General features: G+C 64.1%; 15 protein-coding genes. 10 read left to right on the top strand and 5 right to left on the bottom strand.

The genetic code is table 11. The features are described from left to right. Nucleotides 1–8: 8 nt before the first annotated feature. Nucleotides 9–1,217 (top strand): bifunctional phosphopantothenoylcysteine decarboxylase/phosphopantothenate--cysteine ligase CoaBC, encoded by a 1,209-nt coding sequence (gene coaBC / locus EFD56_RS04775; protein WP_126904821.1) that lies wholly within the window; start codon nucleotides 9–11, stop codon nucleotides 1,215–1,217. A 68-nt stretch (nucleotides 1,218–1,285) separates the two neighbouring features. On the opposite strand, the gene EFD56_RS04770 is transcribed toward coaBC, so the two are convergent. Next, the gene (locus EFD56_RS04770; RefSeq protein WP_126904820.1) at nucleotides 1,286–2,098 is read right to left on the bottom strand and encodes a class II glutamine amidotransferase; all 813 of its coding nucleotides are present in this window, start codon (nucleotides 2,096–2,098) and stop codon (nucleotides 1,286–1,288) included. A 505-nt stretch (nucleotides 2,099–2,603) separates the two neighbouring features. Here EFD56_RS04770 and EFD56_RS04765 point away from each other — a divergent pair. From EFD56_RS04765 to EFD56_RS04750, 4 genes are all read left to right on the top strand, one after another. Further along, nucleotides 2,604–3,281: a FadR/GntR family transcriptional regulator gene (locus EFD56_RS04765; protein ID WP_126904819.1), complete on the top strand. Its 678-nt coding sequence runs from the start codon at nucleotides 2,604–2,606 to the stop codon at nucleotides 3,279–3,281. Continuing rightward, nucleotides 3,278–4,570: a CynX/NimT family MFS transporter gene (locus EFD56_RS04760; RefSeq protein ID WP_126904818.1), complete on the top strand. Its 1,293-nt coding sequence runs from the start codon at nucleotides 3,278–3,280 to the stop codon at nucleotides 4,568–4,570. The genes EFD56_RS04765 and EFD56_RS04760 overlap by 4 nt, the downstream gene beginning before the upstream one ends. 112 nt (nucleotides 4,571–4,682) lie before the next feature. Further along, a complete protein-coding gene (locus EFD56_RS04755) occupies nucleotides 4,683–6,212 on the top strand; it encodes a S10 family peptidase (protein WP_126904817.1) in 1,530 nt (509 codons plus the stop codon). A gap of 8 nt (nucleotides 6,213–6,220) precedes the next feature. After that, nucleotides 6,221–6,622, top strand: a complete 402-nt coding sequence (locus EFD56_RS04750) for a GFA family protein (RefSeq protein ID WP_126904816.1) — start codon at nucleotides 6,221–6,223, stop codon at nucleotides 6,620–6,622. A 220-nt stretch (nucleotides 6,623–6,842) separates the two neighbouring features. On the opposite strand, the gene EFD56_RS04745 is transcribed toward EFD56_RS04750, so the two are convergent. Further along, on the bottom strand, nucleotides 6,843–8,426 hold the full coding sequence (locus EFD56_RS04745; protein ID WP_126904815.1) for a peptide chain release factor 3: 1,584 nt from the start codon (nucleotides 8,424–8,426) through the stop codon (nucleotides 6,843–6,845). 90 nt (nucleotides 8,427–8,516) lie between these two features. Here EFD56_RS04745 and dut point away from each other — a divergent pair, with 90 nt between their 5' ends. Beyond that, nucleotides 8,517–8,987, top strand: a complete 471-nt coding sequence (gene dut / locus EFD56_RS04740) for a dUTP diphosphatase (protein WP_126904814.1) — start codon at nucleotides 8,517–8,519, stop codon at nucleotides 8,985–8,987. Continuing rightward, nucleotides 8,987–9,886: a GNAT family N-acetyltransferase gene (locus EFD56_RS04735; protein ID WP_126904813.1), complete on the top strand. Its 900-nt coding sequence runs from the start codon at nucleotides 8,987–8,989 to the stop codon at nucleotides 9,884–9,886. Before dut ends, EFD56_RS04735 begins: the two co-directional genes overlap by 1 nt. 117 nt (nucleotides 9,887–10,003) lie before the next feature. On the opposite strand, the gene EFD56_RS04730 is transcribed toward EFD56_RS04735, so the two are convergent. After that, the gene (locus EFD56_RS04730; protein WP_010004811.1) at nucleotides 10,004–10,468 is read right to left on the bottom strand and encodes an Lrp/AsnC family transcriptional regulator; all 465 of its coding nucleotides are present in this window, start codon (nucleotides 10,466–10,468) and stop codon (nucleotides 10,004–10,006) included. Nucleotides 10,469–10,579: 111 nt separating this feature from the next. On the opposite strand from EFD56_RS04730, the gene EFD56_RS04725 reads away from it, so the two are divergent. The 3 genes from EFD56_RS04725 to cysK all read left to right on the top strand — a co-directional run bounded on the left by EFD56_RS04725 (nucleotide 10,580) and on the right by cysK (nucleotide 13,323). Continuing rightward, nucleotides 10,580–11,482: a DMT family transporter gene (locus tag EFD56_RS04725; RefSeq protein ID WP_126904812.1), complete on the top strand. Its 903-nt coding sequence runs from the start codon at nucleotides 10,580–10,582 to the stop codon at nucleotides 11,480–11,482. Nucleotides 11,483–11,599: 117 nt separating this feature from the next. After that, nucleotides 11,600–12,217: a LysE family translocator gene (locus EFD56_RS04720; RefSeq protein ID WP_012482375.1), complete on the top strand. Its 618-nt coding sequence runs from the start codon at nucleotides 11,600–11,602 to the stop codon at nucleotides 12,215–12,217. A 143-nt stretch (nucleotides 12,218–12,360) separates the two neighbouring features. Next, nucleotides 12,361–13,323 (top strand): cysteine synthase A, encoded by a 963-nt coding sequence (cysK, locus tag EFD56_RS04715; protein ID WP_016735011.1) that lies wholly within the window; start codon nucleotides 12,361–12,363, stop codon nucleotides 13,321–13,323. Here cysK and EFD56_RS04710 read toward each other — a convergent pair. Further along, nucleotides 13,320–13,907: a hypothetical protein gene (locus tag EFD56_RS04710; protein ID WP_064831677.1), complete on the bottom strand. Its 588-nt coding sequence runs from the start codon at nucleotides 13,905–13,907 to the stop codon at nucleotides 13,320–13,322. The two genes, cysK and EFD56_RS04710, sit on opposite strands and share 4 nt — an antisense overlap. Nucleotides 13,908–14,252: 345 nt before the next feature. Beyond that, nucleotides 14,253–15,785, bottom strand: coding sequence for a YifB family Mg chelatase-like AAA ATPase (locus EFD56_RS04700; RefSeq protein WP_126904811.1), 1,533 nt, complete (start codon nucleotides 15,783–15,785; stop codon nucleotides 14,253–14,255). Nucleotides 15,786–15,890 lie beyond the last annotated feature (105 nt).

Raw genomic sequence — 15,890 nt, 5'->3', positions numbered from 1 at the left:
AGAAAGCCATGGCTCTCAGCGGCAAACGCATCCTCCTCATCATCTCAGGCGGCATCGCCGCGTATAAGAGCCTGGATCTGATCCGCCGGCTGCGCGAGCGTGGCGCAAGTGTGCGTCCCATCATGACCAAGGGGGCGCAGGAATTCGTGACACCGCTGGCCGTCGGTGCGCTGGCCGCGGATCACGTCTTCACCGATCTGTTTTCGCGGCAGGACGAACAGGATGTCGGCCATATCAGGCTGGCGCGCGACTGCGATCTCGTGCTGATTGCGCCCGCCAGCGCCGACCTGATGGCAAAGATGGCGAACGGCCTTGCCGACGATCTCGCCTCGACGGTGCTGCTGGCAACGGCAAGGCCGGTGCTTGCGGCTCCGGCGATGAACCCCAGAATGTGGGCGCATCCGGCGACCCGGCGCAATGTGGCAAGGCTGCGGGAAGACGGCATCCGCTTTGTCGGACCGATGGCCGGCGAGATGGCGGAAAGCCACGAGGCCGGGCTCGGCCGGATGGCGGAACCGCTCGACATCGTCGCTGCCGCCGAAACCATGCTCGAGGACGGGGAAAAACCGCTGAAAGGCCGCAAGGCGATCGTCACCTCAGGACCGACGCATGAGCCGATCGACCCGGTGCGCTACATCGCCAACCGCTCTTCCGGCCGGCAAGGCCATGCGATCGCCGCAGCGCTTGCCAAGCTCGGGGCTGAGGTGACGCTTGTCTCCGGGCCGGTAGCGATCGCCGACCCCGTCGGTATCAACACCGTCCATGTCGAGCGGGCGGAGGAAATGCGTGATGCCGTGCTGGCGGCGCTGCCGGCCGATATCGCCGTGATGGTGGCGGCGGTGGCGGACTGGCGCGTCGCCTCGGCCGCCGATCAGAAGCTGAAGAAACATCCGGGCGAATCGATTCCGACGCTGGCGCTGACGGAAAATCCCGACATCCTCAAAACCGTCGGCCATCACACGATGCGGCCGAAACTGGTGATCGGCTTTGCCGCCGAGACGCAGGACGTGGAGAGCAATGCGAGAGCGAAACTCGAGCGGAAGGGCGCCGACATGATCGTCGCCAACGACGTTTCTCCGGCGACCGGCATCATGGGCGGCAGCCGCAACAGCGTCAGACTCATCCGGCACGACGGCGTCGAGCGATGGCCCGACCTGGCGAAGGAAGAGGTTGCCGAAAGGCTGGCGGCGCTGATCGCCGAGCATTTCCACGCATAGTGGGCATGGCTCGCGAGTCTGAACGATTGCGAACGCTTTAGAAAATCGCTTTCGATTTTCGACGAAGATTATACGGAGGCGGCCAAAGGCTGCAGCTTGGCGACGCTTCGATTTTCCGGCCGGAAATCGGCGACGTCGATACCGTTTTTGCCGACGGTGACGGCGCTGCCATCGGGAATTTCCGCCCAGGCGTCGACATCGTCGTTCAACGGTTCGGAGACGAGGCAATAGCCGGCGCCGACCGGCGAGGCATAAAGCGTCGGGGCCTTGCGATCCGTGGCATAGCGGATCGCATAGAGCGTATTGCCGTCGGAGAAGGCGGCAGTAAAGCGCAGCAGGATCGAACCGATGATATTCTCGGCCAGGTCTTCGACGAAGCCGACCATAGCAGCCATCGCGGCGACCGGCGCCTCACGCAGGCCAAATTGCAACGCCAGCAGGAACATCAGTTCGGAATCGGTCGTGCCGCTGCGGGCATTGAACAGCTCGTCGTCGAGCATCGCCTCCATCGGCCGGCGCAGGCGCTCGAAGCCGGATATCTGGCCATTATGCATGAAGGACCAGGTGTCGTGGGTGAAGGGGTGGCAGTTGTCGCGGCGCGTACCGCCGCCGGTCGCGGCGCGGACATGGGCGAGGAAGAGCGGCGAGCGGATCTGCCGCGCCAGGCTCTTCAGATTGCAGTCCGACCAGGCCGGCAGGATATCGCGGTAGCGACCGGGCTCCGGTCTGTCGCCATACCAGGCAATACCGAAGCCGTCGCCGTTGGTCGCTGTCTTGGCGCGGGTGGCGCAATGGGACTGCTCGATCAGCGAATGGGCGGGCGAGGATACCAGCTCCTCGAGATAGAGAGGGTTTCCGCGATAGGCTGCCCAGCGACACATGGCTTTTGCTCCGGGGACCCGCCGCCGCTTCGGCGGGAATGCTGAAATTGTCGAACGTCAAGGCTAATAACAGCTTAACGCCCGGCCGGTTTGCAAGCGCAAGATGACGGTTTCGTGGCGCCCGGCGCCTTCAAATTCAGCGAAGCTCTGTGTTCTTTTGTGAACAGCAAACGGCCCCGACAGCGGCCCATCGAAGCAATTTCTTCTTGCATCCGAGTAGAATCGGCCTACCTTCGATCTATCAGCAACAGAACGAAAGGAAGGTGATCCAATGTCTAATGAGATTTCGGACCTCGTAACGGGCATGGAAGTGGTGATGAAAGCGAGGCAGCCCTCGCTCTAAGACCCGCCTTCCTGGGGCTGCTTCGACAGTCCAGGCCAGTTCGAGGCCAAACTCATGGAAAGGGTCGCTGAGGCGGCCCTTTTTTATGCCCGGATTTTGCTTTGACGAACGGGACAAAGTCAGCTACTCATAAAGTCATCCGATGACTTTATGAGTAGCGACATGCGTGCGATCAGCAGGACAAATCTCGCCGAGGAGGCGATCGAGGCGATCCGCAGCGACATCCTCGGCAAACGCTGGGCGGTCGGCGATAAATTGCCGAATGAAGCCGCGCTTTCGGCCATGCTCTCCGTCAGCCGCGGCACGGTGCGTGAAGCGGTACGCGTCCTCGTCTCGCAGGGCTATCTCGAAACGCGGCAGGGTTCGGGCACCTATGTCCGCTCGACCAGCGATGCCGGCCGGCCGCTGACAATGGCGCGGCGCGCCAGCCTGCGCGACCAGTTCGAGGCGCGCCTGGCGCTCGACGTCGAGGCCGCCCGGCTGACGGCGATCCGCAAGACGCCGGAGACGCTGACGGAGCTTCGCCGGCTGCTTTCCGAGCGCGGCACCTATGACGGCGGCGACAAGGCCGGCTTCATCGAGCGCGACCTCGCCTTCCACAAGGCGGTCATCGCCGCGTCGGGCAACCGGGCGATGGTCGAGATCTATGATTTCTTCTCCGCCTCGATCGCCGAGACGATCGCGGCGACGCTGGGGCAAGATATTCCCGAACCGGATATGCAGGCGCATGCCGATATCGTCGACGCGATCGAAACCGGCAATCCCGATCAGGCGGATGCTGCGGTGCGCCGCTTCATGGCCCCGGTTCTCGCCGCCCTCGAGCGGATGATCCTTTCATGAGCGCACCTTCTAACGATCTCACAGCCACGCTCGACCCGGCCGACGAACTGCTGATCGACGCCGAGGCCGGCCGCCGGCCGCCGCCGCAGACGACACCGATCCGCGGCGCCGCGGATCGTGTCCTGCTCGGGGCGAGCCTCGTGCTGATCGCCTTCAACCTGCGCCCGGTCTTCTCAAGCGCCTCGGCACTGCTGCCCGAAATCCGCTCGGAACTTGGCCTGACGGCACTCGGCGCCAGCCTGCTGACGACGCTGCCGGTCGTCTGCCTCGGGGCCTTCTCGCCGCTGGCGCCGCGCCTTGCCCAGCGCTTCGGTTCGGAGCGTACGCTGCTCGGCGTCGTCCTGCTCCTGGCCCTTGGCACTGCATTGCGCGGGCTTTCCTCCGTGCCGCTGCTCTTCATCGGCACGGCGCTCGCCGGCGCCTGCATCGCCATCGGCAACGTACTGCTGCCGGGACTGGTCAAACGGGATTTCGCCACGCGCACCGCCCTGATGACCGGCTTCTACACGATGGCGCTCTGCGCAGGTGCGGCAAGTGCCGCCGGGCTGACGCTGCCGGTCGAGCACGCTCTCGGCGGCTCGCTTGCCGGTGCGCTCGCCATCTGGGCACTGCCGGCGCTCGCCGTCGGCCTGATCTGGCTGCCACAGGTGCTGCGCAGCAACGGCCAGGCAAGGCGAAACGGATTCCATGTCAAAGGCCTCTGGCGAGACCGGCTTGCCTGGCAGGTGACACTGTTCATGGGGCTGCAATCGGCGCTTGCCTATTGCGTGTTCGGCTGGCTGGTTCCGATCCTGCGCGAACGCGGACTCGACGGCGTCACCGCCGGGGCGATCGTTTCGCTCTCGGTGATGGTGCAGGCCGCATCTTGTCTCATCGTGCCGCATATCGCCGTGCGCGGCAAAGACCAGCGGCTGATCAATGCCAGCCTCTGCGGCGTCGCCGTCACCGCCCTGCTCGGCCTGCTCTTCGCGCCGCTGTCGACGGTCTGGCTCTGGGCTTTGCTGCAGGGTATCGGCCAGGGCGGGCTGATCGCAGCGGCGATGACGACGATCGTGCTGCGCTCGCGCGATCCCGATGTCGCCGCCCATCTTTCCGGCATGGCGCAATGCGTCGGCTACCTGCTTGCGGCCATCGGCCCGCTCATCGTCGGCCTCATCCGCGGCTGGACCGGCAGCTTTTCCTGGTGCGCGCTTCTCTTCGTCGCGCTCGGGCTCGGCGCCGCGATCAACGGCTGGAAGGCCGGCCGTTCGGTTGACGTCAATGTCCGTGCGGTCGCGAAGACCGGCTGAGCCCAGCCTGCACGATTGGTAGCTCACCGGCCCATCACCATCTCTTGATGCCGGTCGCCAGCCGCGGATGCTACGCTATCTCAACCAGCGTGCCGCACTGCCGGAGGAGAGAATGCGCCGACGATTCCTGTTTCTGCTGGCCGCGCTTGCGGCGTCGCTGGCCCCCGCCCTGTCCCCGGCACAGGAAAGCGCCCAATCCAGAGCCAATGTCGAAAGCGGCGCGCGCGACGGCGTGCTGAAGCTGCTGCCGGCCGATTCCGTCACCGAGCACGAGTTGACGATCGGCGGCCGGAAGATCGCCTATACCGCGACCGCCGGCACGCTCGATCTCTTCGACCGGGACGGCGCCCAGACCGGCGCGATCTTCTACACCGCCTACGTTGCGAATGACGCGGGGGCCGACCGGCCGCTGACCTTTGCCTTCAATGGCGGACCGGGGGCAGCGTCCGCCTTCCTGCATCTCGGGCTGGTCGGGCCCAAAGTGCTCGACTTCGGGCCTCAGGGCCGCGACGGCGCCAATGCCAAGCTCGTCGACAACGCCCACAGCTGGCTCGATTTCACCGATCTCGTACTGATCGATCCGATCGGCACCGGCTGGAGCCGGACGGTCAAGGCCGACGACGCCTCCAATTATTACAACGTCAGCTCCGACGCCCAGAGCATCGCCAAGGCGATCGCGCTCTATGTCGCGCACAACAACCGTTCCAATTCGCCGAAATATCTGCTCGGCGAAAGCTATGGCGGTTTCCGCGCCGCCAAGGTCGCCTCCGTGCTGCAGGAAAGCCAGGGCATCGTCATCGCCGGTGCGGTGATGCTATCGCCCTTGCTGGAGGGACAGTTGATGTTCAACGCCGACCAGTTTGCACTCGGCGCGGCACTCGAGCTGCCGTCGCTGGCGGCGGCCGAACTCGACCGACACAACACCTTCGACGAACAGAAACAGCGCGAGGCCGAGACCTTCGCGCTCGGCGACTATCTGACGACGCTCGCCGGTCCGCCGCCGACGGGCGCCAGCGCCGCCGCCTTCTATGGCAGGATCGCCGGACTGACGGGTATTCCTGAGGATATCGTCGCGCGCAATCGCGGCTTCCTCGGCAATTCCTTCGTCAAACATTCAGACGGGGGCAGCGGCGCGGTGATGAGCCCCTACGACGCTTCCTTTGCCGCACCCGATCCCTATCCGGAATCGGATTACGACCGCGGCGACGACGCCATTCTTGACGGCTTCACCCGCGCCTATGGCGGCGCCTTCACCGATTATGCCCGCAATATGCTCGGCTTCAGGACCGAAATGACCTATTCGCTGCTCGACAGCGATATCAGCCGGCGCTGGGAATGGGGCGGCGGGCGCGGCGGATCACGCGCCCAGGCGAGCGCCTCCGATGACCTCAGGCAGTTGCTCGCCTCGAACTCGGCCTTCCACCTGCTGATCGCGCATGGCTACAGCGATCTGGTGACGCCTTACGGGGTCAGCCGCTACGTGGTTGACCACCTGCCGCCCTCGCTCGCCGGCGGCCGCGTCGGGCTGAAACTCTATCGCGGCGGCCATATGTTCTACACCCATGCCGATCAGCGGGCCGCCTTCACGGCGGATGCCAAGGCCTTCTATACCACGCGCCCGGCTTCCCCGCCGGCAGATTGAGGATGCCGATGCAAATATCAGGAGGATGCCATTGCCGGGCGATCCGCTATCGGGCGGAGATCGATCCGGAGCGGGTTTCGATCTGCCATTGCACCGATTGCCAGCGGCTGACGGGCTCCGCCTATCGCGTCACCGCGCCGGCGCGGCCGGACAGCTTCACGCTGATTTCAGGCGAACCGCGCGGCTACAGCAAATATGGCGACAGCGGCGGTCTCAGCCGGCAGTTCTTCTGCCCGACGTGCGGATCGCCGCTCTACCGCACCGATGGTAAAGGAGGCGCGATCGGCATCCGTCTCGGCAGCATCGACCAGCGGCGCGACCTGACGCCGAGGAAACAGATATGGTGCCGGTCGGCCTTGCCTTGGGTGGACAATATCGAACCGCTGCCGCGGTTCGATCGAGAGGATTAGCAGGCCGGTAGGCTTACTTCAGGTGGCACGCACAACGACCAGCCCTCATCCTGAGGTGCCCCGCAAGGGGCCTCGATGGACGGGGGCGGGTGGCTGAATACCGCTCAGCATCTGCATTTGCCGAGACCGGTGGCCAGCCCCCTCCTTCGAGGCTCCGACCTTTGGCCTACGCGCCTCAGGACGAGGCTGGAGAGAGGGCGCGCCAACCATTGCCCCGGAATCACGCCGCCTTGGCGGCGTGATATTCCTTGATGGCGACCATCTTGATTGCCGGATAACGCTCCGCCTCGTAACGCAGCGAGAAGGCGTCCTGGGCGAGGAAGACGGGATCGCCGTCGAGATCGCGGGCGATATCGCCGCGTTTGACGGTGAGAAATTTGTCGAGATCGGCCGATTGATCGGCGGAGATCCAGCGGCAGACGGAGAAACGCGACATTTCGAAGGAGACCGGCAGGCCGTATTCGGCCATCAGGCGCTCCTTCAGGACGTCGAGCTGCAGGGCGCCGACGACGCCGACGATTGCCGGCGAGCCGTCTTCCGGCGAGAACAGCTGGACGACGCCTTCCTCGGCCATCTGCTGCAGGGCTTCCTTGAGCTTTTTCGCCTTCATCGCATCTTCGAGGCGCACGCGGCGCAGGATCTCGGGCGAGAAATTCGGCACGCCCTGGAAGACCAGCGATTCACCTTCGGTCAGCGTATCGCCGATGCGCAGCGTCCCGTGATTGGGAATGCCGACGACATCACCGGCATAGGCGGTGTCGGCCAGCTGGCGCTGCGAGGCGAAGAAGAATTGCGGCGCCGTCAGGCCGAGCTGCTTGCCGGTGCGGGCGAGCCTCGCCTTCATGCCGCGTTCGAGCTTGCCGGAGCAGATGCGGGCAAAGGCGATACGGTCGCGGTGGTTGGGATCCATGTTGGCCTGGATCTTGAAGACGAAGGCCGTCATCTTGTCGTCGGTCGCGTGCACCGTCCTGGTATCGGCGACCTGGTCACGCGGCGGCGGGGCGAATTCGCCGAGCGCATTGATGAGGTCGCGAACGCCGAAATTGCGCAGCGCCGAGCCGAAGAAGACCGGCGTCATATGGCCCTCCAGGAACGAGTCGCGGTCGAAGGGCCGGCAGGCCTCGATCGCCAGCTCCGTCTCGTCGATGAAGGCCTGACGTTCGTTTTCCGGCAGCCTGCCGGCAACGGCCTGCGGGCCATTGACCGGCGTGGTCTCGACTTCGGTGTCGGAGCCGCGGGCGGTGCTGTTGGCCAGGTGATAGGAGCCGCAGAAGGTCTTGGAGCGGCCGATCGGCCAGGTGATCGGCGCCGTATCCAGCGCCAGCTTCTCTTCCACCTCGTCGAGGATCTCGAAGGGATCGCGGCTTTCGCGGTCCATCTTGTTGATGAAGGTAATGATCGGGATATCGCGCATGCGGCAGACTTCGAAGAGCTTCAGCGTGCGCGGCTCGATGCCCTTGGCGGCGTCGATGACCATGACGGCGGCGTCGACGGCGGTTAGCGTGCGATAGGTGTCGTCGGCAAAGTCCTCGTGACCGGGCGTGTCGAGGATGTTGAAGACATTGTCGTTATATTCGAAGGTCATCACCGAGGTGACGACGGAGATGCCGCGCTCGCGCTCGATCTTCATCCAGTCGGAGCGCGTCTGCATGCGGTCCTTCTTCGCCTTGACTTCACCGGCCAGCTGAATGGCGCCGCCGAACAGCAGCAGCTTTTCGGTGAGCGTCGTCTTGCCCGCGTCCGGGTGGGCGATAATAGCGAATGTGCGGCGGCGGGAGACCGCCTCGGCGAGACTTTCGGCCATATTATGAATCCTGTGGAATTGCCGCGTATCTAACGATTAAAGCCCGGCATTGCAATTGACCTCGGCCCTCGGCGCGCAAAGTAATGGCCCATGACCATTCATCACGACACGCGCCCGACGCTGAACCTCATCCGCCTGGCCAACGGCGAAGGCCTCGTGCTGCCCGCCTATGAAAGCCAGGGGGCGGCCGGCATGGACCTGCGCGCCGCCGTCGACGGCGATGCGCCCCTGACGCTGCTGCCCGGCAAGCGGGCGCTGGTGCCGACCGGCTTCATCTTCGAGATCCCCGAGGGTTACGAGGGCCAGGTGCGGCCGCGCTCCGGTCTTGCCTTCAAGCACGGCATCACCTGCCTCAACTCACCCGGCACCGTCGACAGCGACTATCGCGGCGAAGTGAAGGTGCTGCTCGCCAATCTCGGTGAAGAAGCCTTCGTCATCGAGCGCGGCATGCGCATCGCCCAGATGGTGATCGCGCCGGTCACTCAGGCACGGGTGGCCGAGATTACAGCGGCAAGCGAAACCGTGCGCGGCGCAGGCGGCTTCGGCTCCACCGGCGTGTGATGACAAAGCGCCTGGACAGCACAGGCCTGACCTTCCGACAGGATTATTTCGGCGACGCTGCCGGCTGGGCGGCTCTTGTCCGCCTGCTCCAGGATATTTTCGGCATCGACATCGGTCCGCTGCAGCAGCTTGGCGGCCCCGATCCCACCAGCATGCCGTTCGGCTGGTTTGATGCCGACGGCGAGCTTGCGGCCAATCTCTCGGCCTTCGCGCTGCCCTTCGTCCTCAACGGCAGGATCGTCCATGCTGCCGGGCTGCAATCGGGCGCGGTGCGGCCCCCTTGGCGCGGCCGCGGACTCTATCGCGACCTGACGGTGAAGGCGCTCGACTGGTGCGAGCGGCAGGGCTTCGAAGCAGTCATCCTCTACACCGACAAACCGTCGCTCTATGAGCCTTACGGTTTTCGCGCGATGCCGCTGCACCGATATGTGGGAACGGCACCCACCCCCGAGATTGACGCCATACCTGCCCGGCCGCTTTTGCCGGCGAGTGCGGACGATCTCGCCCTGCTGCAATTGCTGCTGAAAGCACGCAGCCCGGTTTCGACGACGCTCTCGGTGACCGCAAATGCAGCGATGTTTCTCATCAACACGCAGCTCGATGCCGATGTCCGCATCAGCTTCCTGGAAGACTGCCAGGCCGTCGTCGCTTGGAAGATGGATGGGACAGGCCGCTTCAGCCTTCTCGATGTCGTGGCAGCGGAGATCCCGTCGCTTGCCGCGATCCTAGGCGGGCTCGACATTGCCTCGGCCGCCGTCGAGGTGCTCTTCCGACCGGACAAGCTCGGCTGGACGGGCACTCCGCAGCCGTTTGAAGGCGGCACGACGCTGATGCTGCGCGGGCTCGGCGACGACGCTCCGCATTTTCCGGCGATGCTCTCGCCGATGGCGGATTTCTAGCCCGTTCGCCGATCTAAGGCGCGTCGCATCAAACTTATTTCATGCAACGCGCTTTAGATCTTTGTTTCTATGCCTGTCGTTGTCCCGGAACCGCTGAGCACTTCCGGGCGGCATGCATTATTTCCCACGCGACAGCGGCGGCAGGCGGCGCTTGACGGGCGAGGCTTTGATCATCGCGGTGTTGGTCTCCGCACGTTCGGCAACCCTGTCCAGGAGACCGTCAAGTTCCGCCATCGAGCGGATGACCAGGCGGGCGATGAAGCAATCCTCGCCAGTCACCTTGTCGCATTCGACGATTTCGGGAATTTCCTGAATGAGGCGCTCGACGACATGCAACTGCCCCGGCAGCGGACGCACGCGGACGATGGCCTGCAGGGGATAGCCGACGGCGGCGGGATCGAGATCGATGGTGAAGGCCTTGATGACGCCGCGCTCCTCCAGCCGGCGCAGGCGCTCGGCAGCACTCGGCGAGGAAAGCCCCACCTGCTGCGCCAGCTCCTTCAGCGAGATCCGGGCATTGCCGGCCAGCGCTTCGAGAATGGCCTGATCGATTTCGTCAAGCGGCTGGACATCGTTAGGCATGGTGATGACTTTTCCTTTTATTATTAGGCCGTGACGGCAAACCACATTTTTATCATTATATAATTTCGGCTGTCGCCGCAATATTATCACCTCAGCAAAACGGAGGCGATCATGAGCGGCGACATCAAAAGAGGCACGGCGGAAATGACGGCAGCAATGCTGATCTCGGGGACGATCGGCTGGTTCGTGGTGATGTCGGGCCAGCCGGTCAGCGGCGTGGTTTTCTGGCGTTGCCTGTTCGGCGCGCTCACGCTGCTTGCCATCTGCGGCGCCCTCGGGCTGCTGCGGCCGGGCATCCTGACGCTGCGCACCTTCGCGATCGCCGTGCTCGGCGGCATCGCCATCGTCGTCAACTGGCTGCTGCTCTTTGCCTCCTATTCGCATGCGACGATCTCGATCGCCACCACCGTCTACAACACCCAGCCCTTCATGCTGCTGGTGCTCGGCGCGCTGTTTCTCGGCGAAAAGATCACCGCCGCCAAGCTGTTCTGGCTGACGCTCGCCTTTGCCGGCATGATAGCGATCGTCCAGGCAAAGCCGGGCGGAAGCGGCAATACGTTCGAGAGCTACGGCCTCGGCATCCTGATGGCGCTGGGCGCGGCTTTCTTCTACGCGCTGGCAGCGCTTGCCGCGAAGTGGCTGAAGGGCACGCCGCCGCATCTGATCGCACTGATCCAGGTCGCAACCGGCATGCTGATGCTGGCGCCGATGACGGATTTTTCGCAACCGCCTCAGGATGCCGGAAGCTGGGCAATCCTCGTTTCCATCGGCGTCGTCCATACCGGGCTGATGTATGTGCTGCTCTACGGTGCCATCCAGCGGCTGCCGACCCATCTGACCGGGGCCTTGTCTTTCCTCTATCCGATCGCCGCGATCCTCGTCGACCGGCTGGCCTTCGGCCACGCGCTGCAGCCGATGCAGATCGCAGGCGCCGCCATCATCCTCCTTGCCGCCGCCGGCATGAATCTCGGCTGGACGCCGCGCTGGCTGCGGCCGCGGGCACTTCAAGGCTGACGAGAAGGGGCAGGCATGCGGCGGCAGGCATTTCTTCTGGTGATGGACCCATCAACGCCGGTCGATTGATGGCAAGGCTTGGCGGCTATAAAACAGCTGGGAAGAGGGAGCCCATCCATGAGCCTTGCCGCCTTACTTGCCTATGCCGGAGCGCTGTTTATCGCCGCCGCCATTCCCGGACCCGGGATTACCGCGATCGTCGCCCGCGCGCTCGGCTCGAATTTCCGCGAGACCTTCTTCATGGGCCTCGGCCTGGTGCTCGGTGACATGACCTATCTCACCGCCGTTATTCTCGGCCTTGCCTTCGTGGCGCAGACCTTCACCGAGGTCTTTATCGCGATCAAGATCGCCGGCGCCCTCTATCTCGCCTATATCGCCTGGAAACTCTGGACGGCGGGGCTGCTGCCGCAAGACATCGCGGCGAAGAAATCCAGCAATATCGGCCTGTCCTTCCTCTCCGGCCTGCTGGTGACACTCGGCAATCCGAAGACGATGCTGTTCTATGTCGCGCTGGCGCCGACGCTGATCGATATCGGCAATATCGGCTTGCGTGATTATGTGATGCTGCTCGCCGTCACCTTCGTCGTGCTGATTGCCGTGCTCGTGCCCTATATGCTGCTTGCCTCACGGGCCCGCACGATGCTGAAACAGCCGCGCGCCCTGCAGGCGCTGAACCGGGTAGCGGCCGGCATCCTGGCGGGCACCGCCGCCTTCATCGCCACGCGGGCGGCCTGAAATAAACATCCGCCAAGAAGCGGTTTTCAAAGCTTTTTTTCTTCGCGTCCGGCTCCGTCGGTATCAACGCGGGCTGGCCTCATTCGGCCTTTGCCCCTATTCTCCTTCCGATTTCAGGGACCGAAGTCCAAAGGGAGGCATCCATGTCGCACAAGCCCGGCCGCGGCCGCATCTATTCCTCGATCACCGAGACCATCGGCAACACGCCGCTCGTGCGCTTCGACAAGCTGGCGCGGGAAAAGGGCGTGGTGGCCAACCTGATCGGCAAGCTCGAATTCTTCAACCCGATCGCCTCGGTCAAGGACCGTATCGGCGTGGCGATGATCGAAAGCCTGGAAGCGCAGGGCCGGATCACCCCCGGCAAGTCCGTGCTGATCGAGCCGACCTCCGGCAACACCGGCATCGCGCTCGCCTTTGCCGCTGCCGCCAAGGGTTATCGGCTGATCCTCACCATGCCGGAAACCATGTCGGTCGAGCGGCGCAAGATGCTGGCGCTGCTCGGCGCCGAGCTGGTGCTGACCGAAGGCGCCAAGGGCATGAAGGGCGCGATCGCCAAGGCCGAGGAACTGGCGGAGTCGCTGCCCGACGCCATCATTCCGCAGCAGTTCGAAAACCCGGCCAATCCCGAAATTCACCGCAAGACGACCGCGGAAGAAATCTGGAACGACACCGACGGCACGGTCGACATCGTCGTCTCCGGCATCGGCACCGGCGGCACAATCACCGGCGTCGGCCAGGTGCTGAAGAGCCATAAGCCCGAGATCCAGATCATCGCCGTCGAGCCCGCCGATTCCCCCATTCTCTCCGGCGGCAATCCCGGCCCGCACAAGATCCAGGGCATCGGCGCCGGCTTCGCCCCCAAAATCCTCGACACCGGCATCTACGACGAGGTCGTCACCGTCACCAACGACGAAGCCTTCGAACAGGCGCGGCTGGTCGCAAGGCTCGAAGGCGTGCCCGTCGGCATCTCCTCGGGTGCGGCGCTGACGGCAGCAATCAAGGTCGGCAGCCGTCCCGAGAATGCGGGCAAGAATATCGTCGTGATCATCCCGTCCTTCGCGGAGCGTTATCTCTCGACGGCATTGTTTGAGGGGCTGGGGAGCTAAAGTGGGCCGTGGCCGAGTCTTTCGGCCGGCGCTTTGTCTTGGCTAACATTGGGGCGCTTCAGCGCCCCTTCTCTTGTGCCATCATCTGCATCCCAATCGAAGTGGGACGAAAGTTCTATGGCAGTCCGCAATAATGATTGCCGATGTCCAGCTGAGCTCGTTGAATGCATGTGTTTGCCAACCTTCGCCATGACTTCCGACAGCGTCGCGTTCAGGCGGTTCAGCGCAGTGTGCTCCCTCGTCCGCTCCGGAGCATAGCGCGATATGATGTACTCACGCTTTGTTGTCATTGCCTCCAGATGCAGGGCGGTTTTCTTTCTCAGTTTGAGTTTATCGACGAACATTGGCTCAGCGAGATTGTGCATGCGTTTTCGTATTTCCTCGGGAGCAACGCCCTCATAGCGCAGGAAGGCATTTAGGTAGAGTTCAATAGCATGAATGGCGCACATTCGAGCCGGTGCGAGGGATAGTGCAACTTGCTTCCGACCCTCGTTGAACAGGAGTTTGGAAGCGTCAAAGTAGGCATTCGCCAAGTCTAGAACTTCCAAGGGATTGGCGTTTGAGCCCGGATATTCATTACTCATGGGCATTCCCGGCAACAGGCTTTCTCATCCCTCACCTCCGACCGACCATGTCGGACGGACCGACATCATCCTCGAAATTTTTCCAGCCGAAGCTAATATTGTAAATAGCGACGAAATGAGGAGAGGCTCTTACCGCTAACGGATAAGCAACACAGCGCGATCGCGGCCGGCAGCATTCCCGCCATGGCAGCGACCCATCGTTCCGTCGAGGTTGATTCGCCGACGGCGACATAACCTTATAATCCAGCGCATCAGCGTCACCGAAACAGCCATCAGCGCAACCGCGATCGGCAGATCGCTGGCGGCCCGACGACTAAAAGTTCAAAATATTTGCGCGCATTCGCCCTACGCCGCCGCCGTTAACCTCTCCCCGGCGATGCGATAGGAAATCGCCTCGGCCAGATGCAGGCGGCCGACGGTTGGTTTGCCGTCGAGATCGGCAAGGGTGCGGGCGACCTTGAGGACGCGGTGGTAGCCGCGGGCGGAGAATTTCATTTTTTCGGCGGCGTCGCGCAGGAGCTGCAGGCCGGCGGCATCCGGCTCGGCGAGTTTCTCGATCATTGATGTGGAGCAGCGGGCGTTGGTGCCGATGCCCTTGGCGCCGGCGGCCTCGAAGCGCTCTTGCTGGAGTTCGCGGGCGCGGGCGACGCGGCGGGCGACGTCGGCGCTCGCCTCGGCGGCCATCGGGCGGATGAGATCCGCGGCGGAGACGGCGGGCACGTCGATGCGGATATCGATACGGTCCATCAGTGGGCCGGAGATGCGGGCCTGGTAATCGCTCATGCAGCGCGGGCCGCGGGCGCAGGTATGGCCGGGTTCGCCCGCCATGCCGCAGCGGCAGGGGTTCATCGCCGCGATCAGCTGGAATTTCGCCGGATAGGAGACGCGGTGATTGGCGCGGGCAATGACGCATTCGCCGCCTTCGAGCGGCTGGCGCAGCGCGTCGAGCGCCTGCGGCGTGAATTCGGGAAACTCGTCGAGGAAGAGCACGCCGTGATGGGCGAGCGAGGCTTCGCCCGGACGGGCGCGCAGGCCGCCGCCGACGAGGGCGGCCATGGTGGCGGAATGATGCGGCGTGCGGAAGGGACGGCGGTCGGAGAGCTTGCCGCCGGTGAGTTGGCCGGCAATGGAATGGACCATCGAGACTTCAAGCAATTCCGCCGCCGAGAGCGGCGGCAGGATCGACGGCAGCCGCGAGGCCAGCATCGACTTGCCGGAGCCGGGAGGGCCGACCATCAGCAGATTGTGACCGCCGGCGGCCGCGACTTCCAGCGCGCGCTTGGCGCTTTCCTGGCCCTTGATCTCGGCGAGATCCGGCAGGTTGGCGGCATTGGCGCGGATCGACGGCTCCGGCCTCGACAGCACCTGGGTGCCGCGGAAATGATTGGCAATGGCAATCAGGCTGCGCGGCGCGAGGATATTGACGTCGGCGCCGGCCCAGGCGGCCTCGGCGCCGCTTTCAGCCGGGCAGATCAACCCCTTGCCGAGCGCATTGGCGCCGATCGCGGCCGGCAGCGCGCCTGCAATGGCGGCGATCGTGCCGTCGAGATTGAGTTCGCCGACGACGACATAATCCGACAGCGCATCGGCGGGAATGGCGCCCAGCGCCGCCATCAGCGCGAGCGCGATCGGCAGGTCGAAATGCGAGCCTTCCTTCGGCAGATCGGCCGGCGCAAGATTGACGGTCACCCGCTTTGCCGGCAGCGCCAGGCCGGAGGCGTGAAGGGCGGCCTGCACCCGCTCGCGGCTTTCGGCCACCGCCTTATCGGGCAGGCCGACGATCTGCATGCCAATCTTGCCGGGCGCGATCATGACCTGGACCTCGACCGGCACGCCTTCTATGCCCTGGAATGCCACCGTACCGACACGCGCGACCATATGCCCATCCCCTGCCCGCAAACTCTTATACCGCCCGCAACCCTTCAGGGCCAGCGGTTGCAATCTGGCATGGAAGCGAGAATAAAACAAGAACGATCAAGGAAC

This window comes from Rhizobium phaseoli, from assembly GCF_003985125.1.
Taxonomy (GTDB): domain Bacteria; phylum Pseudomonadota; class Alphaproteobacteria; order Rhizobiales; family Rhizobiaceae; genus Rhizobium; species Rhizobium phaseoli.
Note: the sequence above shows the minus strand (reverse complement) of the source record. Positions and strands in the feature narration are given on the sequence as shown.